The organism is Rhizorhapis sp. SPR117, from assembly GCF_021742065.1.
The window spans coordinates 21,172-38,069 of the sequence record NZ_JAKKIE010000014.1 but is presented as its reverse complement, the minus strand read 5'-3'; the positions used below and the strand labels follow the sequence as shown (position 1 = coordinate 38,069).

Genomic DNA, 16,898 nt, shown 5'->3' with positions numbered 1-16,898 from the left:
TCAGATCACCCAATTGCCAATAGTGGGGTCGGCTGGTTTAAGGCCAAGGTCAGGCCGGACAGTCGGTCCGACCGCGCGAATACGGTCCTTGATATGGGCCGGACGAACTCCATTTTCGTCCTTTGTCGCCTCGACTATATAGGCGGAGTTCACCTGGCGCGCAGCAGTTTCGCGCGCGATGATCAATTCGCCATCGGCGCCGACGTCCACCGCCTCATCGACATGGCGGGACCAGTCCGTGCCGGTCCACCAGGTGACATCGCCTGTTTTCAGGTCATTGCCCGTCAATATAATCACGCCATATTCTCCGCCTGTTTGACCCACTGGGCCAGTTTCTCTTCTGCATTCGAACGCAGTACGACATCGCCCACCACGATCAATGCGGGACTTTTTACCTTTTCCCGCGTCATAAGCCCGCCCAGATCGGCCAGCAAGGTCCGCATGGCGCGGCTGTCCTTGCGTGTGCCCTTTTCCAGCACCGCAACGGGCGTATCGGGCGACAGGCCATCGGCCATCAGCTTGTCGGCAATATCGGTTGCTGTCGCCACGCCCATATAGATGACCAGCGTGCGGCCCTTGCCGGCAAGGCCCGACCAGTCCTGATCGGTCAGGCCCTTGCATTGGCCCGCGACGAAGGTGACGGCGCTGGCGGCATCACGGTGGGTCAGCGGCAATTGCGCTTCGGCCGCGCAGCCGATGGCCGCGCTGATGCCCGGAACGATTTCGACAGGAACGCCCGCCGCGCGGCACTCTTCTGTCTCTTCGCCGCCGCGTCCGAAAATGAAGGGGTCTCCACCCTTCAGTCGGACTACATCATGACCAGCTTTGGCTTCGCGGATCAACAGGGCGTTGATGTCGTCCTGCGGCATTGAGTGGCGGCTGCGGCTCTTGGCGACGGAAATCAGGCGCGCATCGTTGCGGGCTATCTCCAATATTGCGCTATCGACCAGCCCATCATGCACAATGATGCTTGCAGACGCGATCAGCCGCGCCGCGCGCACGGTCAGCAAATCCGGGTCGCCCGGACCCGCTCCGACCAAGAATATGCGTCCTGTTTCCATAGGTGTGGTGATAGCCATGCTGGGGAGATGCGTCGGGGAGGCCTTAATCGCAACCCAGAATGATTTGGGTGGGGGTTAGGAAATGTTTTGGGGGGTAGGAAATCAATCGCCCATTGCTGACACATCCACATCCTTCAAACCGATGCCGATCGACGCGCGCGCCTGTTCCGCTTCCGACGAGGCGACCGGATAGGCGCAGTAATCTGCGGCATAATAGGCGCTTGGCCGGTGGTTGCCCGAAATGCCGACGCCGCCGAAGGGTGCGCTGGAGGATGCGCCATTGGTCGGCTTGTTCCAGTTGATGATGCCAGCGCGAATATTGGCCCAGAACTGGTCATAGTGCTGAGGCGATCCGCCGATGAGCGATGCGGACAGGCCGAAGCGGGTGTTGTTCGCTTCGGCAATGGCTTCCTCGAACGTTCCGACGCGGATGACCTGGAGGATCGGGCCGAACAGTTCGATGTCGGGCCGTTCGGGCATGCTGGTGACGTCGATGATCGCCGGGGTGACGAAGGGACGGCCATCTATGGGGCGGACCATGTGCTTGATCGGTTTGCCGCCGTTGCTCATCAGGATGAGGAAGCTCTCGGTCAGGCCGTCAGCGGCCTGATTGTCGATCACCGGACCCATGAACGGCGTCGGCTGGCTGTGCGGTTCGCCGACGATCAGACGGTCGGCGATTTTCTTCACCTCTCCCACCACGGCATCGTAAAGGCTGTCCTTGACGATCAGGCGCTTGGCCGCCGTGCAGCGTTGGCCCGCTGACATGAAGGCGGACTGGACGACCATGATGGCGGCAGTGTGGACGTCGGCAGTGTCCCACACGACAATCGGATTGTTGCCGCCCATTTCCAGCGCCAGTATCTTGTCGGGACGGGCGGCGAACTGCGTATTGATGGCGATGCCGGTCTGCGCGGAGCCTGTGAACAATATGCCGTTCACATCCTCATGCGCGGTCAGTGCGCGCCCCTGTTCGGGGCCGCCGATGATGCAGCGGACGAGGTCATCGGGTACGCCCGCACTGTGGTAGAGTTCGACCAGCAATTCGCCCACCGCCGGGGTCTTTTCCGATGGTTTGAAGACGACGGCGTTGCCTGCGATCAGCGCGGGGACGATATGGCCGTTGGGCAGGTGCGCCGGGAAATTATAGGGACCAAGCACGGCCATCACGCCATGCGGTTTATGCCGGACGGCCGAGCGGTCGCCCATCGCGCCTTCCAGCCGTTTTTGGCCGGTGCGTTCGGAATAGGCCGAAATGGAAATTTCCACCTTGCCGATTACCGCATCCACTTCGGTCAGCGCTTCCCAGATCGGCTTGCCGGTTTCCCGCGCGATCAGGTCGGCCAGCTTATCGTTCTTTGACCGCACCATATTGCCAAAGCGGCGCATCGTTTCGATCCGATAGCTGAGCGGTTGCGCCGCCCATGCCGGCCATGCGGCGCGTGCACGGGCGATTTCAGCGTCTATATCGCTGATCGTGCCGGACCAAAGTGTCGCGCCAGTGGCAGGTTCGGTGGAGACGAGCTTAGTGGTCATGGAATATCACTGTTAAGAATGAGCCAGTCATATATTGTTCTTTAACGCAATTTTCAGCCCAAGACAGCGCGATTATTGGACGTGCGCCTCTCCCATTCGCCGGATCGCCGCGACCTTGTCATATAATGGTTGCCAGTCGTCGCGCTCGGCAATGGCAGACCAGATCGTTTCTACTTCCTCGATATGCATGGAACAGGGGGCGGCATCTGACCAATAGGGATGGTCGCATGCTCCAGCGGGCGTGAAGGCGGTCAGGTCCGCACGAACCGCATCCCACTGTTCTCCGGTATAATGTTCGACGCGCTTTGCATCGCCGCAGCGCCAGTCGAAGAAGAAGCGGTCGATGTCCGTACCCGTCTCCACCATTGCCTTGACGCATTGTTCAATGACGCGCAGCGATGATGTCAATTCGCCAGGCAAAAGTCCCAGCCGCCGGAAGAAATGCTTCATGACGCCCTGTTGATACAGGTCGGCAAACCGCTCCAGTTCGGCGATCAGCGGATCGGCGTCGCTTAGCAGCCGCAGTGATACGGCAAGCTGCGCCACATCCCAATGGATCGCCTCTGCCTGACGGCCAAAGGCATAAAGGCCGGTCTGATCGAAATAAGCCGCAGTGAAGGCGGGGTCCCATTTCGGGGTGAAGCGCCAGGGGCCATAATCGAAGCTTTCCCCGGTGATGTTGATATTGTCGCTATTGAGCACGCCATGTACAAAGCCTGCCGCCATATAGGATGCGGCCAGATCGGCGGTCCTTTCCACGACCTGTCGAAGCAGTGTGACCGGCTCTGCCGCGTCCTCCGCACCCGTTCCGAATTGAGTCAGGCAATATTCGACCAGACGGGTCATCATCGCCTCATCGCGTTCGAAGGCAATCCGCTGGAACGTGCCGATACGGATATGACCATGACTAAGGCGCACCATCGCTGCCGATCGGGTCGGGGATGGTTCGTCACCGCGCACCAGTTCCTCACCCGTTTCGACAAGCGAGAAGGTCTTGCTGGTATTGACGCCCAGCGCTTCCAGCATTTCGGTCGCCAAAATTTCCCGCACGCCGCCTTTCAGCGTCAGCCGCCCATCGCCAAAGCGGCTGTAAGGCGTCTGCCCCGATCCTTTGGTGCCAAGGTCGAGCAGGCGACCCGCGCCATCGCGCAGTTGCGCGAACAGAAATCCCCGTCCATCGCCAATTTCCGGATTGTAGGACCGGAATTGATGCCCGTGATAACGCAACGCCAGTGGTTCCTGAAGCGATCCATCCAGCGGTTCGAACCGCCCGAAATGCCCGATCCATTGTTCATCGTTCAAATGAGCAAGGCCAACAGTTTCCGCCCAGCGATCATTGCGAAAGCGCAAAATGGTCTCGGGAAAATCGGCGGGCTTCACCGGGTCGCCGATTTTTTCACCCAGCGACAGGATGGCAGTCTCCGGATGATATTTCGCGGGTTGCGGCTTGATCGTCATAAGGCGATATGGGGGTGACTGTGTGAAAGGTTCAAGCTTGGCAGATTACAAAGATGGATATTGGTGGTCGAACGATGGCCTGCGCCTGCATTATCGGGACTATGCCGGACCGTCCGACCGTCCGCCAATCCTGTGTCTTCCCGGCTTGACGCGCAACGCCCGTGATTTCGAGCTGGTGGCCAACCATCTGGCGGGGAAATGGCGGCTTATTTGTCCGGAAATGCGGGGGCGAGCGGAAAGCGCCTATTCCAAGGACCCGATGACCTATGTGCCGTTGACCTATGTTCAGGACACAGAACGGCTGCTCACCGACCTTGCCATCACCCGCTTCATTGCCTTTGGCACGTCTCTGGGCGGTATCATCACCATGCTGCTTGCCGCCACCCGACCGGGTCGGATCGCCGGCGCGCTGTTGAATGATATCGGGCCAGTCATCGAAAAGGCAGGGCTGGACCGAATTCGTACCTATGTGGGGACCGGGGGCAGTTACCCGACCTGGGTGCATGCAGCCCGGTCGCTGGCGGAAAACAATGCTGAGGTCTATCCCCGCTATAGACTGGATGACTGGCTGGGCATGGCCAAGCGCCTGTTCCGGTTGACCAGCGGCGGACGCATCGTGCTCGACTATGACATGCGTATTGCCGAGCCGCTGCGGTTGCCGGGTGGGGAAGCGGGCGTCGATTTGTGGCCGACGCTCGACGCGCTGAAAACTGTACCATTGCTGATCGTGCGGGGGGCCTTGTCGGACCTGCTCAGCGCGAAAACGGCAAAGAAGATGCTGACGCGGCTTGATCGCGCCGAACTGGTCACCGTACCCGATGTCGGACATGCGCCGGTTCTGAATGAAGCGGAAGCCATCGCGGGTATCGATCGGTTGCTTGAGCGGGTATTGCAGGACGCCTGATGGCTGGTCCCCTGCGCATCCTTCATCTGCACAGCAGCTTTTCGCTGGGCGGAAAGGAGGCGCGGGCGGTCAGGCTGATGAATGTGTGGGGTGATAAGGCGGTCCATACGATCCTGAGCGGCGTTTCCGGTCAGCTTGGCGCCCGCGATGCGATAGAAACGGAAATAGCGGTTGCATTTCCGCAGGATGCGCCCTCGCTGACAGGGCAACTGTCTTTATGGCGCTATCGGGCGCTGGCGCTTTATATGCAGCGGTTCGATCTGGTCCTGAGCTATAATTGGGGCGCAATGGACGCGGTGATGGCGCATCGGCTGTTCGCGTCAGTGATGCGCCTTCCTCCGCTCATTCACCATGAAGACGGCTTTAACAGCGATGAGACCGATGGCCTTAAGCTTCGTCGCAACCTCTTTCGCCGGATTGCGCTGGGTACTGCCTCTGCATTGGTGGTGCCATCCGAAAAGCTCGAAGCGATTGCGATGCATGATTGGAAGCAACCGCGCGAGAGGGTTCGGTTGATCCGCAATGGGATAGATGTTGCGCGGTATGAACGCATTGGCGATCCCGCTGCTATCCCCGGACTTGTCCGCACGCCCGGTAAATTGCTTGTCGGGACGCTGGCGGGACTTCGTCCGGTCAAGAACTTGCCGCGCCTCGTACGTGCGGTCGGCGTGCATAAGGACAAGCTGCAACTCGTCATTGTCGGGGACGGGCCTGAACGTGAGACCATCCTTGCGGAGGCTGCCGCTATGGGGCTGGACGACCTGCATTTGCCGGGCTTCATGACTAAGCCCTGGCAATTTGTCGGGCTTTTTGATATATTTGCCCTGTCTTCGGACAGCGAGCAGTTTCCTATTTCGTTGGTGGAGGCGATGGCGGCTGGCTGTCCGGTGGTGTCCACCGACGTCGGCGATGTCGCGCATATGGTCGCGCCGGAAAATCGTCCATTCATTGTGCCGCCGGACGATGAGGATGCTTTTTCGCTGTCGCTTGGCAAGCTTGCAAACGGGACGAAATTGCGTGCGGACATTGGGATGGCGAATCGTGCGAAGGCCAGGCTTTGCTTTGCGGAAGCCGATATGATTGCCGCATATGCCCGACTTTACGGGCAAGCTATAGCCAGACCCGGTGCATTGCTGTAGAGCGCGGGAAATTTTGCGCGCAAGGGCGTGAAAACTTGGTATAGGCGGCCAATTGCCTGCGGGGCAATATGGAATTCTTGGGGAGCATAATGTGTTCAAGGGTTTGAAACCCATCATCTATGGCGGCCGTGAAGTATGGCCGCTGGTCGAAGGCGGCAAGGGTGTCGCAGTGTCCAACCATATGAGTTCGGGCGCATGGGCTGCTGCTGGCGGCATTGGTACCGTGTCGGCCGTCAACGCCGACAGCTATGACCCGACCGGCAAGATCATTCCGCAGGTTTATCAGTCAGCCACACGGCGCGAACGGCACGAGGAACTGATCCAGTATGCCATTGATGGCGCGGTGGAACAAGTGAAGCGTGCGTTCGAACTGGCCGGCGGCAAAGGCGCAATCAATATCAATGTGCTGTGGGAAATGGGCGGTGCACAGCGCGTGCTTCACGGCGTGCTGGAACGGACGCGCGGCATGGTGGCGGGCGTGACCTGCGGCGCTGGCATGCCCTACAAGCTGAGCGAGATTGCGGCCTCATACGAGGTCAGCTATCTTCCGATCATCAGCTCCGCCCGGGCATTTCGCGCGCTGTGGAAGCGCGCTTACAGCAAGGCATCGGAATGGCTTGCTGCCGTGGTCTATGAGGACCCTTGGCTGGCGGGCGGACATAATGGTTTGTCCAATGCCGAAGATCCATTGAAGCCTCAGGACCCCTATCCGCGTGTACGCGATCTGCGCGCCACGATGCGCGAAGGCGGCATCAGCGACGAAGTGCCGATCGTCATGGCTGGCGGCGTCTGGTATCTGCGCGACTGGAATGAGTGGATCGATAATCCGGAGCTGGGCCGGATCGCCTTCCAATTCGGTACGCGACCCCTTCTGACACAGGAAAGCCCCATTCCGCAGGGATGGAAGGATCGCCTGACGACGCTGGATGAAGGGGACATCCTGCTGCATCGTTTCTCGCCAACCGGATTTTATTCATCGGCAGTCCTTAATCCCTTCCTGCGTAACTTGGAAAACCGTTCGGAACGGCAGATCGCCTTTTCCGGCGAAGCGGCTGGCGATCATCAACATCAGCTGGACGTGGCGGTGAAGGGCAAAAATTTCTGGGTGACACGTGGTGACTTGCTCCGCGCACGCGAGTGGTACGGATTGGGCTATACCAGTGCGCTCAAGACGCCGGACAATACGTTGGTGTTCGTGACCGAAGAAGAACGCACCCTCATCCGCAAGGATCAGGCCGATTGTATGGGTTGTCTTAGCCAGTGCGCGTTTTCAAGCTGGATGGATACTGAAACCAACAGCACCGGGCGTCTCGCCGATCCCCGCAGTTTCTGCATTCAAAAGACGCTGCAGGACATTGCCCATGGCGGTGACATCGAACAGAATCTGATGTTTGCCGGCCATGGAGCGTATCAGTTCAAGCAAGATCCTTTTTATTCAAACGGGTTTGTTCCGACAGTGAAGCAATTAGTCGACCGGATACTGACGGGGGATTGAGGGAGGTTCAATCGGCCGCATTCTCAACAGCTTCACCAGCACTTTGGACGTCCTCACCCGCGCCTTCTACGGTGTTGCAGGCGGTCACGAATAATGCGCCAGTCAATAATAGCGCAGCCAATATTTTCCTGGTCATCTGATTTCTCCTAGTGGGCCTTCGTCATGCAGGGCGCTGGCGTTTATCCCAAAAGAAAACGTAGGGGGTGCTCCCGGAGTTCCAAGCGGCATGAAATAGCGGGGTGACCAGAACCCGACGCGCTATGAAGCGTTCCGTTCAATCTGGTTTTGGTATGGTCGGTGAAGTCGTGCGTTCTGAACGGGCCTTGCCGCGTCAGTGATCGCTCTTGCCAGCAGCGGCATCGCGAACCTGTCGATCGCGGGCGATGCTTTCGGCCCTGTCGGCCATTTTTTCCCACGCCTCTACAGACCGGAGGCAGCGGTCGCGGACGTTGGCGAGCGGTGTCTTATCAGCCTCTATCCGGGCATCCTTGGCACGTTCGCGGTAAAAATCAGCGTGACTCATGACTAGGCCCTCGTCGCGCAACAGGAAAGAACAGAGCGTCCGGAAGCCATAAAAGCCTCCGGACGCCCTGAATCAGGGTCGGATCAGGCCGACTGCAGGTTGACGGCGGCCATTTTGCCGCGCTTGTCCTGCTGCAATTCGTAAGAAACGCGCTGATCCTTGTCCAGCGTGCGCATCCCGGCAGCTTCTACCGCGGTAATGTGCACAAAGGCGTCAGTGCCGCCATCTTCCGGCGCAATGAAACCATAGCCCTTGTCAGCGTTGAAAAATTTTACGGTGCCGATTGGCATGAGCGTATTCCTTCTATTCGATATTAATGCGTTCCCGACCGTCGGGTCCGCGAAGTGCTGCAGAAGCGTGGGAGAGAAGGAAGTCAGCGCCGTCAGGCACAAGTATCCGTCGCCGCGTGCGACATTTAGCAGACATAGTATAGGCGGGAATGCCCGGATAAGCAATGCAGGCGAATAGAGGGCGCATTCTATGGACGAAATGCCGGACGTTCCCTTCCTGTGCGGAGGACAGGGAACGCCGGATCAGTGAATTTCAGGCAACCTCCCGCTCGGCGGTTTCCAGGCGATGGTTGGTATTTCTGTATGCCAGGATTTGTTCGGTATAGCCCTTGGCAAGTCCTTCATGGGCGGCACGACTTTCCGGATTGGCTGCGCTACGGGCACGCAACAGGGAAATTTGTTGGCGATAGAAAAGGTAGTTCAGATCCATGTCGTTCCTCTCCTTCGAGATGCACGTCAATGCATCGTCTATGCAAACGCATTTTAAAAATGGTGCGTTGACAGTGGGTTTAGGTACGTACGGCTTGATACGACTCCGCTTAGCATATTTCAGCGCGGATGTCGTTAGTTACTTCAACAAGTCGTGCAAATTCAACTTGTTGAGGCTGAACGCATTGGGATTCGCCAGCTTGTCGGCGCGATAGGCGGCGATGCGTTCGCCATAATCTCTGGCCAGTCTTGCATGCCGCGCACGCAATTCCGGGCTGCCGGCATCCATCGCCCGCAAAAGCGAAAGCTGTTCATTGAAGAACAAGTCATTCAAATCCATGTCGTACCTCTCCTCGACATGATTGACGGTGCACAAAGGCGGCCCTGGCATATGTTTGCCAGTGGACATGAAGGCGCACGTTAACTCTATCCTATCAGAACAGGACGCGTGAGTCGCTATCGGGCGGGTGCTTGCGGTGATATTTGGCGGCACTGTCGCAATTGAACAACAGATGCGTGAGATCGCCCGGTGTCAATAAGCTCTGGCGCCGCGAGAAGCGTACAAGCCGGACCGTACGACGGGACCGGAGAGAATCTTTGTCTTCATCTTGCGACGGAGCAGGTCCGCGCCATCGGAATTCAGACAAACGACTCGCGTGCCGCCCGATTCAAGCGGTTCCATGGTGGTAAAGGCGACTGCGTGACGTTCACAGGTGTCAGAAACGACCTGCATCGTCTCGCTGATGTTGATGGCGCGGCTCATCCGGCGCGTTCGCGCGATTGGTTAAGATAGGCTATGGGGACTGTTCCTTGTCTTGTAAGCGGGACGCACAAGCGTCCCGGCACGCGATGCCTACGGCCTGAATATCGCGTGGTACAGATCTCGTAACAGAACGGCGCGGAAATGTCGCTGCAATTCGGTCAGTCGGTCGTGGCCGCCGCTGGAAGTTTAGGAAGTTTAGGGTTGTGGAGAGCATATTGGCATAACAGCCATGGCGCAATCTCCCTCTCTCCCCGCGTGGAGAGAGGGAGATTGCGCGTGTCCGAACCGCTTATTCGCAGCGGATATTGTTGCGGTCGATCGCACGCCCCGCGAGCGCACCGCCAGCAGCACCCAATATGGTGCCCAGCGTCTTGCTGCCACCCGGGGCGATGATGTTGCCAAGCACACCGCCAGCGACTCCGCCGACGATCAGGCCCGTCGTGCCATCGGGCTTTTTGCAATAATAATTGCCGTTCGCGTCCCGATAGATGGTGTCATTGTCGCGCAGCACATAACCATTTTCGCTATACCGGCGGTCATAGCGATCATTGTCGCCAAACAGCCCGCCATTGGCGCAGCCGGTCAAAGAAAGTGCCGCCGCAGCCGTTACGGCCATAAGGTGATTCCGCATTTGGTGTTCCTCTCCGGTTGTTACCGATGAGGGATCAACCATCGGCGGCGGATCGGGTTGCATGAGGTGCTGCGGAGCGGTTGGGAGATGCTGCGGGGGCGCATGGATCTGGTCCATTTCGGATCAAATCGCATCCGTAATGGATTGATCCGCGCAGATATTCCCGCCATTAAAAACCTCCTTTGTATATCAAAGAAGTAAGCTTGCCCGCTGGACCTCTGGCTGCCCGCGGAGCGTCCGCTGTGGGGAGCGGGCGGCGGGAATCCATTCCCTGGGCCTTCCACCTGGTTTGGCGTCGGGAGGTGGATTCCCGCCTTCGCGGGAATGACGAGTGGCGGATGGCAAATGCCCCACTTGGCTACAGGCGGCATCGGGCCGCTTTGGTGGGTCGGCTCTCTCCAACTCCGGCCGGGCAGCATGCTGTCCAGCCATCGCATCCTCTTTTTTGAAAGGACGGCCCGGTCGCGTTGTATGCAAGAAACTCCTTATTTTTCCGGTCATTCTGGCAATGCTTTACTCCGATTTAACGGATTTTGCGCAGACTCGCTTACTAATAGGAAGTGGATTCGGATTTGACGCGGGCGCCATATATCCAGGACAGAGGAATTCGCCGGGCGGAGCGCCGCAAGGTTATGATTCACGCAAGCATCCGTGGTCACGGAATTGTCCGGTTTGATGCAGATGTGCGTGACATCTCGGTCACCGGCTTTCGCTTTGAAACGAGCTTCACTTTGCATGTGGGAACACGGCTTTGGCTCACCATTCCGGGTTTTTCAGGGTTTGAGGCCTCGATCGCGTGGCGCGAGGGTTTTACCTATGGCTGTTCTTTTACGACGCCCTTGCATCAGGCCGTATGCGAACATGTGGCAAAACAGCATCCGGCACATGACAGTCTGCACTAGGGTTGCCAGGCGAGCAGGCCACCATCGCCCCCACTCATAAACGAAACGAGCGCCGCGAACTGGACGGCTGGCAAGATCGGTGTCTATCATGGGCACCGGGAGAATTGTCATGACTATGAAATGGATTGCTGCGGTGCTTGTTTCTGCATTGTGTTTGTCGGGACCTGCCATGGCCGCCCTGGCAGCCGGAGAGAAGGCTCCCGACTTCACCACGCGCGGTGCCTTGGCTGGTAAGGTTTTTACCCTGAATCTGGCTGAGCAGCTCAAGCATGGTCCGGTAGTTCTTTACTTTTTTCCTGCGGCATTCACGCCGGGATGCACTATAGAAGCGCATGAATTTGCCGAGGCAAGTGCCGCGTTCAAAAAGGCAGGGGCCAAGATTATCGGGTTGTCTGCCGACCCGATCGAAAAGTTGCAGAAATTTTCCGTAGAGGCGTGCCGAAACACCTTTGCGGTTGCGACTGCCAAGCCAGATGTCATCACCGCTTATGACGTGACGTTGCCACAGCGGGCCGGGCTATCCAATCGCACCTCTTATGTGATCGCGCAAAGCGGTCGTGTCGCCTACACCTATAGCGACCCCAATCCCGCAGATCATGTCAGGAACACATTGGCGGCGGTGAAGTCACTGGGTAAATGAACAGGTAGTGGCCCTAGAGCGGGCAGCGTGAAATCTGAATCACCCCGCCCGCTTTATGTTTTTGTTGTCGCATCGTTTGTTGCGGAAAACCGGTTCCCACTTTTCCGCACGATGCTCTGCGCGGACGCTGGCAAAACGCCGTGCAATATGACATCGCAGATTGACTGTCCCGCCGCACTATATTGTGCCTTTGTCAGGCGCTTGACCCCCATTGCCGCTGTCACCTGAGGCAGGCAGTTGGCATAGTGGTGGCTTGCGGCCCAGATCATGAAAATCAGGTGATAGGGATCGACCTTTGCAATTTTGCCGTTGTCGATCCAATGCTGGATTACGGCGACGGATTTCTCCATCATCGTTTTAAAGCTGGTCTCCAGATAATGTGACAGCACCGGCGCGCCTTGCAATATTTCCCCCGCAAACACCCGCGATGCTTCGGGATAGCGCCGTGACAGCTCGATCTTTTGCCTGATATAACGGGACAGTTCCGTCTTTGGGTTCCCTTTCGGGTTCATCTCTCGCAGGGTAGCTAACCAGGTTTCCAGCGCTCGTTTCAGCACCGCGTTGTAAAGATCGGATTTGCGCTTGAAATAATGGTGCAAGTTGGGTTGCGACATATCGATCTTGCGGGCGACCTTGTCCATGGTGGCGCCATAATAGCCATAGTCGGCGAACACTTGCTGCGCAGCGTCCAATATCCGTTCTTCATTGCGGACTTGAATGCGCGTGCGTTTTGCCGTCCCGCGGCGTCCAGCGGGGAGTGGTTTGGCAGGCAAGGTGATTAACGTCCGCGGCATCGCTCTATATGTTTCTTTCGACAGAAAGCGGCGCTATTGCGGTTCTTTCGGCTGTCGCAATATGCGCGCATTTCCCGATTTCTTGCTGGAGCGAGAGCATGCCGACCATTCCGGCGACTCGCTTATCCAAAGTGCACAGGTCTCGAGAACCCTGAATATATATCCGAACCATTGAGAAATTCCCATCAGCCTTCTGGCATATGCGCATCGCATATAGCGGGCCGAGGATGAACTTTTGGTAACCATATATATCACCGCTGCGCCGCTCGCCAATGATGCGATGCGTCTATGCCGTGCATATACCGGGGCGCTGATCGATGAGACGACGCATTCCCAACATCCGGGGACACCCGGATGTTGGGAAACTACGAAATAGCAATTACTGGTTTAGCAGAGACGAGATGTCGAACCGATAAAAGCTATGTTACGCGCTTTGAGGAGCAGCGTCGCCGAACGGACCTTTACGGCGACGGGTCTTCGGGATCGATGAACCCGTGGTTGGAACCGATGCGGGTTTGGCGCCAAAGCTGTCATCGCGATTGAATTCGCCGGTTTCAAGCAATGTTTTGATTTCGTCACCGCTCAGCGTCTCAAATTCCAGAAGCGCACCCGCGAGCATATGAAGTTGATCCTCATGTTCTGTCAGCACGTGTTTGGCGCGATCATAGCCCATTTCCACGATGTGGCGAATTTCCGCATCGATGGCTTGCGCTGTCTCGTTCGACATATGCATGTTCTGGGTACGCGAATAGCCCAGGAACACTTCTTCTTCGCCTTCGCTATATTGTAGCGGTCCCATTTTGTCCGACATGCCCCAGCGAGTTACCATATCGCGGGCCAGCTTGGTCGCATATTGAATGTCGCCGCTGGCGCCGGAACTCACCTTGTCATAGCCGAAGATAACCTCTTCAGCGACCCGTCCACCCATGGAGACGGCAAGATTCGCATACATCTTGTCGCGATGATAGCTGTAATTGTCGCGCTCGGGCAGACGCATGACCATGCCGAGAGCGCGGCCGCGCGGGATGATCGTCGCCTTGTGAATGGGGTCGGACGCTGGCTCATGAACGGCCACGATGGCATGGCCAGCCTCATGATAGGCGGTCATTTTCTTTTCGTCTTCGGTCATGACCATGGACTTGCGCTCGGTGCCCATCATCACCTTGTCCTTGGCCTGTTCGAACTCGTCCATAGCGACCAGACGCTTGCCGCGCCGGGCAGCCAGCAATGCCGCTTCGTTGACCAGATTGGCAAGGTCCGCGCCGGAAAATCCGGGGGTGCCACGCGCAATCACGCGCGGCTGTACATCAGGAGCCAGCGGCACCTTTTTCATGTGGACAGCCAGAATCTTTTCGCGGCCTTCAATGTCCGGGCGCGGCACAACAACCTGACGGTCGAAGCGACCCGGACGCAGCAGCGCAGGGTCAAGCACATCGGGCCGGTTGGTTGCGGCGATGATGATGATGCCTTCGTTCGCTTCAAACCCGTCCATTTCGACTAGAAGCTGATTCAATGTCTGTTCGCGTTCGTCATTGCCATTGCCAAGCCCGGCACCGCGATGACGCCCGACGGCGTCGATTTCGTCGATGAAAACGATGCAAGGCGCATTTTTCTTCGCCTGTTCGAACATATCCCGCACGCGGCTGGCACCCACGCCGACGAACATTTCAACGAAATCGGAACCCGAAATGGTGAAGAAAGGCACGCCCGCCTCACCCGCGATCGCGCGGGCAAGCAGCGTCTTGCCGGTGCCGGGGCTGCCCACGAGCAGTGCTCCCTTGGGGATCTGACCGCCAAGGCGCGCAAATTTCGTCGGGTCTTTCAGAAATTCGACGATTTCCTGAAGCTCTTCACGTGCTTCGTCAATGCCGGCAACGTCGTTGAACGTAACCTTGCCCTGTTTTTCAGTCAGCAGCTTGGCTTTGGACTTGCCAAAACCCATGGCACCCGATCCTGAACCCTTTTGCATCTGTCGCAGCACAAAAAAGGCGATGCCCAGGATCAAAAGAAACGGCAGCGACTGATAGAGCAGGATCATCCAGAAACTCGGCTGTTCTTCCGCCTTGCCGCTGTATTTCACATTATAATCATCAAGCAGATTGGCCAGGCCGGGATCGCTGACGGGGATGGTGTTGAATGTCTTGTTGTCGGTGAACGTTCCGCTGATACGGTCGGGCGCGATCGATATTTCCTTGACCTCGCCCTGCTGCACTTTCTCCCGGAATTCCGAATAGGCGATGGAATCACCAGCGGGCGATACCGATCGGGAATCGAAAATGGAGACGAACAGCAACAGCGCCACGATCACGCCGGCCCAGATCATGGCGCTTTTCATCCAGGGATTGCTCTGTGGCTCTTTATCGTCGTTCATCTTCACTCTCTATAGGGGTACACCCAAGATAGGGGGTCATCGTCAAATGACAATATCCATCGGACAGGCGGACCAATATCAGCCTTGTCCCCGCCGGAGCGGGGCAGGCTTCACCGTCCATATATCACCGCCCTGCAATAACAGCGACCCGATTGTATATTTCTTGCCAAGCCCGAGCTGAACGAGCGCTTGATCGAGTGTATCGCCGCGCGGCACCAGTTCAGGATCAAGGCGGGTCAGCATGTGCAGCAGCAGACGTCTTTGAATTTCCCGGGGAAAATCTGTCCGGTCAAGACGGATTTCTTCGCCGGCTTGCTGCAAATGTTGCGAACAAAGACCCTTGATCACCCAATTGAGAGCGATTTCGGCTTCCGCCAAGGCTGCTGCGCTGCGGCTGGCCGACACAGAATCAAGCCAGTCCGTTTGCTGGAGATGCATTCGCATGGCTACACGGTCAAAGCGGGCATCGGCGTTGCTTGGGTCCTCCACATAGGGGCAACCCGTCTGTTCGACTATCTGTGCCAGTTCGGCGCGCCTCCAGCTAAGCAGAGGTCGCAACAGCCGGTCCGACCGCTCCCGCACGCCCGCCAGGCCCGCGACACCGGACCCCCTATTGAGGCGCATCAACAGCGTTTCCAACTGGTCGTCGGCATGATGCGCGGTCATCAGCCAATCAAGCCCCCGCTGTTCGCACCATTGCCACAACAGACAATAGCGCTCCTTGCGCGCGGCAGATTGCAAATTCCCGGTAATAGGGGCAGGCGGGCTCAGCGTAGCATGGGGAATGCCCCGTTCGAGGCACCATTGCGCAACCATCGCGGCCTCGTCCGCCGCTTGCAAACGAAAGCCGTGGTTCACGGTCGCCGCTTCCACCTGTCCGGGCAGGGCGAAATGCGAGACTGTGAGTAGGGCCATGCTGTCGGGGCCGCCCGATACCGCAATGCCGAAACGATCATCCGGCTTCACCGGACGGTCGAGCAATCTTTCCAGATTCAACCTGAAGCGCGTGGAGAAAGGATCATCCAGTGCATTTGGCACTGATGCGCCCTTTGGCGACCGTGTCTTTCAGCGCAGCTGTTGCGGTTGCGCCATAGACATCGTCGAATTCGTCATAGACCTTGCAAGCGTCCTTGGTTTTTTTGAGTTGGATAAGCGCTTGACCCAGATAGGCGAGGCTATCCGGAGCGCGCTCGCCCTTTGGTCTTTTCTGGTAATTTTCGTATAATGCCACTGACGCCAAGGCTGGCTTGCCTTCGTCCAGATAAGCGCGACCAAGCAAATTCTGGGCGAAACTCGCGCGACGGTGCGAGGGATATTTTTCCACGACGCTTTTCAGTTGCGCCTCCGCCTCGGGGTAGAATTTAGCCGCCCAGAGACGATAGCCATATATATAGGCATCCTCTGGCGCATCGCCTGTGTCTGGCTTCTCAATCGCTGCGACTGCGGCTTTGCGGGCTTCGTTAGCAGGAGCTGCGGCTGTGGGTTTGACCGGAGCCGGTGCAGCACCGATGGCCGGCGCGGCAGGGGCAAGACGTGCTTCGGTTTCTGCCTTGTATTTGTTGAACATGTCTTCAAGTTGACGAAGCTTGAAGGCGTTCTGTTCCCCTTGTTCGGTAAGATTGGCCAGTTGCGCCTCCAGCGCGTCCACACGAGCGGTAAGGTCGGCGATTGGCGATGACGCGGGCGTACCCGGCGCCGTCGCCGGGGCAGCGGGCGCCGGAGTGATTTCCGGCTCGAAATATTGGTTGGAGCCGCCCGGGAAAACCTTGCGCTGGACCGCCTTCATTTCCTTTTCCAGGCGTCCCACGCGCATTTCAACATTAGAAGACTGCGCAATGGCGGAGCCGGTCGAAACAGCAATAGTTCCCATGGCGATCAAGATTAACTTGCGCATCGCATATCCTCTGCAATGATTAATGTGCCCGACACACTCTTTTCGGGTCGATCATAACGGGTTTCCTT

At 57.7% G+C, this 16,898-nt stretch carries 19 protein-coding genes; 5 read left to right on the top strand and 14 right to left on the bottom strand.

Annotation, left to right across the window (positions count from 1 at the left end):
- The 4 genes from L3X40_RS07575 to L3X40_RS07560 all read right to left on the bottom strand — a co-directional run bounded on the left by L3X40_RS07575 (nt 1) and on the right by L3X40_RS07560 (nt 4,055).
- Nucleotides 1–297, bottom strand: a complete 297-nt coding sequence (locus tag L3X40_RS07575; RefSeq protein WP_237365093.1) for a DUF2849 domain-containing protein — start codon at nt 295–297, stop codon at nt 1–3.
- On the bottom strand, nt 294–1,079 hold the full coding sequence (cobA, locus tag L3X40_RS07570; protein WP_237365092.1) for a uroporphyrinogen-III C-methyltransferase: 786 nt from the start codon (nt 1,077–1,079) through the stop codon (nt 294–296). Before cobA ends, L3X40_RS07575 begins: the two co-directional genes overlap by 4 nt.
- 84 nt (nt 1,080–1,163) lie before the next feature.
- On the bottom strand, nt 1,164–2,597 hold the full coding sequence (gene astD, locus L3X40_RS07565; protein WP_237365091.1) for a succinylglutamate-semialdehyde dehydrogenase: 1,434 nt from the start codon (nt 2,595–2,597) through the stop codon (nt 1,164–1,166).
- Nucleotides 2,598–2,669: 72 nt separating this feature from the next.
- The gene (locus L3X40_RS07560; protein ID WP_237365090.1) at nt 2,670–4,055 is read right to left on the bottom strand and encodes a protein adenylyltransferase SelO family protein; all 1,386 of its coding nucleotides are present in this window, start codon (nt 4,053–4,055) and stop codon (nt 2,670–2,672) included.
- 37 nt (nt 4,056–4,092) lie between these two features.
- On the opposite strand from L3X40_RS07560, the gene L3X40_RS07555 reads away from it, so the two are divergent.
- The 3 genes from L3X40_RS07555 (at nt 4,093) to L3X40_RS07545 (ending at nt 7,593) form a co-directional block, all read left to right on the top strand.
- Nucleotides 4,093–4,959 (top strand): alpha/beta fold hydrolase, encoded by an 867-nt coding sequence (locus tag L3X40_RS07555; RefSeq protein ID WP_237365089.1) that lies wholly within the window; start codon nt 4,093–4,095, stop codon nt 4,957–4,959.
- Complete coding sequence (locus L3X40_RS07550) at nt 4,959–6,098, top strand: glycosyltransferase (protein ID WP_237365088.1); 1,140 nt, start codon at nt 4,959–4,961, stop codon at nt 6,096–6,098. The genes L3X40_RS07555 and L3X40_RS07550 overlap by 1 nt, the downstream gene beginning before the upstream one ends.
- A gap of 91 nt (nt 6,099–6,189) precedes the next feature.
- Nucleotides 6,190–7,593: an NAD(P)H-dependent flavin oxidoreductase gene (locus L3X40_RS07545; RefSeq protein ID WP_237365087.1), complete on the top strand. Its 1,404-nt coding sequence runs from the start codon at nt 6,190–6,192 to the stop codon at nt 7,591–7,593.
- A 7-nt stretch (nt 7,594–7,600) separates the two neighbouring features.
- Here the strand turns inward: L3X40_RS07545 and L3X40_RS07540 are convergent, their stop codons facing one another.
- The 6 genes from L3X40_RS07540 to L3X40_RS07515 all read right to left on the bottom strand — a co-directional run bounded on the left by L3X40_RS07540 (nt 7,601) and on the right by L3X40_RS07515 (nt 10,229).
- Nucleotides 7,601–7,729, bottom strand: coding sequence for an entericidin A/B family lipoprotein (locus L3X40_RS07540; protein ID WP_237365086.1), 129 nt, complete (start codon nt 7,727–7,729; stop codon nt 7,601–7,603).
- 195 nt (nt 7,730–7,924) lie between these two features.
- A complete protein-coding gene (locus L3X40_RS07535; protein WP_237365085.1) occupies nt 7,925–8,116 on the bottom strand; it encodes a hypothetical protein in 192 nt (63 codons plus the stop codon).
- An 83-nt stretch (nt 8,117–8,199) separates the two neighbouring features.
- A complete protein-coding gene (locus L3X40_RS07530; protein WP_237365084.1) occupies nt 8,200–8,406 on the bottom strand; it encodes a cold-shock protein in 207 nt (68 codons plus the stop codon).
- Nucleotides 8,407–8,659: 253 nt separating this feature from the next.
- A complete protein-coding gene (locus L3X40_RS07525) occupies nt 8,660–8,836 on the bottom strand; it encodes a hypothetical protein (protein WP_237365083.1) in 177 nt (58 codons plus the stop codon).
- A 138-nt stretch (nt 8,837–8,974) separates the two neighbouring features.
- A complete protein-coding gene (locus L3X40_RS07520) occupies nt 8,975–9,175 on the bottom strand; it encodes a hypothetical protein (protein ID WP_237365082.1) in 201 nt (66 codons plus the stop codon).
- Nucleotides 9,176–9,887: 712 nt separating this feature from the next.
- Nucleotides 9,888–10,229, bottom strand: coding sequence for a glycine zipper 2TM domain-containing protein (locus L3X40_RS07515; protein ID WP_237365081.1), 342 nt, complete (start codon nt 10,227–10,229; stop codon nt 9,888–9,890).
- 572 nt (nt 10,230–10,801) lie between these two features.
- Here L3X40_RS07515 and L3X40_RS07510 point away from each other — a divergent pair.
- Both L3X40_RS07510 and L3X40_RS07505 read left to right on the top strand, forming a co-directional pair.
- Nucleotides 10,802–11,131 carry a PilZ domain-containing protein gene (locus L3X40_RS07510; protein ID WP_237365080.1) on the top strand — a complete coding sequence of 110 codons (330 nt, stop codon included), beginning with the start codon at nt 10,802–10,804 and terminating at the stop codon, nt 11,129–11,131.
- A 115-nt stretch (nt 11,132–11,246) separates the two neighbouring features.
- On the top strand, nt 11,247–11,771 hold the full coding sequence (locus L3X40_RS07505) for a peroxiredoxin (RefSeq protein ID WP_237365130.1): 525 nt from the start codon (nt 11,247–11,249) through the stop codon (nt 11,769–11,771).
- A gap of 53 nt (nt 11,772–11,824) precedes the next feature.
- Here the strand turns inward: L3X40_RS07505 and L3X40_RS07500 are convergent, their stop codons facing one another.
- The 4 genes from L3X40_RS07500 to L3X40_RS07485 form a co-directional block, all read right to left on the bottom strand.
- Nucleotides 11,825–12,565 carry a TetR family transcriptional regulator C-terminal domain-containing protein gene (locus L3X40_RS07500; RefSeq protein WP_237365079.1) on the bottom strand — a complete coding sequence of 247 codons (741 nt, stop codon included), beginning with the start codon at nt 12,563–12,565 and terminating at the stop codon, nt 11,825–11,827.
- A 424-nt stretch (nt 12,566–12,989) separates the two neighbouring features.
- A complete protein-coding gene (ftsH, locus tag L3X40_RS07495; protein WP_237365078.1) occupies nt 12,990–14,936 on the bottom strand; it encodes an ATP-dependent zinc metalloprotease FtsH in 1,947 nt (648 codons plus the stop codon).
- A 78-nt stretch (nt 14,937–15,014) separates the two neighbouring features.
- Nucleotides 15,015–15,974, bottom strand: a complete 960-nt coding sequence (tilS, locus tag L3X40_RS07490; protein ID WP_237365077.1) for a tRNA lysidine(34) synthetase TilS — start codon at nt 15,972–15,974, stop codon at nt 15,015–15,017.
- Nucleotides 15,955–16,830 (bottom strand): tetratricopeptide repeat protein, encoded by an 876-nt coding sequence (locus L3X40_RS07485; RefSeq protein WP_237365076.1) that lies wholly within the window; start codon nt 16,828–16,830, stop codon nt 15,955–15,957. The genes tilS and L3X40_RS07485 overlap by 20 nt, the downstream gene beginning before the upstream one ends.
- Between the last annotated feature and the right edge of the window lie 68 nt (nt 16,831–16,898).

Bases quoted from the DNA above. Each gene is read 5' to 3' on its own strand.
- cobA (WP_237365092.1), bottom strand. From the start codon at position 1,079: ATGGCTATCACCACACCTATGGAAACAGGACGCATATTCTTGGTCGGA.
- astD (WP_237365091.1), bottom strand. From the start codon at position 2,597: ATGACCACTAAGCTCGTCTCCACCGAACCTGCCACTGGCGCGACACTT.
- L3X40_RS07560 (WP_237365090.1), bottom strand. From the start codon at position 4,055: ATGACGATCAAGCCGCAACCCGCGAAATATCATCCGGAGACTGCCATC.
- L3X40_RS07550 (WP_237365088.1), top strand. From the start codon at position 4,959: ATGGCTGGTCCCCTGCGCATCCTTCATCTGCACAGCAGCTTTTCGCTG.
- L3X40_RS07540 (WP_237365086.1), bottom strand. From the start codon at position 7,729: ATGACCAGGAAAATATTGGCTGCGCTATTATTGACTGGCGCATTATTC.
- L3X40_RS07535 (WP_237365085.1), bottom strand. From the start codon at position 8,116: ATGAGTCACGCTGATTTTTACCGCGAACGTGCCAAGGATGCCCGGATA.
- L3X40_RS07530 (WP_237365084.1), bottom strand. From the start codon at position 8,406: ATGCCAATCGGCACCGTAAAATTTTTCAACGCTGACAAGGGCTATGGT.
- L3X40_RS07525 (WP_237365083.1), bottom strand. From the start codon at position 8,836: ATGGATCTGAACTACCTTTTCTATCGCCAACAAATTTCCCTGTTGCGT.
- L3X40_RS07520 (WP_237365082.1), bottom strand. From the start codon at position 9,175: ATGGATTTGAATGACTTGTTCTTCAATGAACAGCTTTCGCTTTTGCGG.
- L3X40_RS07515 (WP_237365081.1), bottom strand. From the start codon at position 10,229: ATGCGGAATCACCTTATGGCCGTAACGGCTGCGGCGGCACTTTCTTTG.
- L3X40_RS07505 (WP_237365130.1), top strand. From the start codon at position 11,247: ATGAAATGGATTGCTGCGGTGCTTGTTTCTGCATTGTGTTTGTCGGGA.
- L3X40_RS07500 (WP_237365079.1), bottom strand. From the start codon at position 12,565: ATGCCGCGGACGTTAATCACCTTGCCTGCCAAACCACTCCCCGCTGGA.
- ftsH (WP_237365078.1), bottom strand. From the start codon at position 14,936: ATGAACGACGATAAAGAGCCACAGAGCAATCCCTGGATGAAAAGCGCC.
- L3X40_RS07485 (WP_237365076.1), bottom strand. From the start codon at position 16,830: ATGCGCAAGTTAATCTTGATCGCCATGGGAACTATTGCTGTTTCGACC.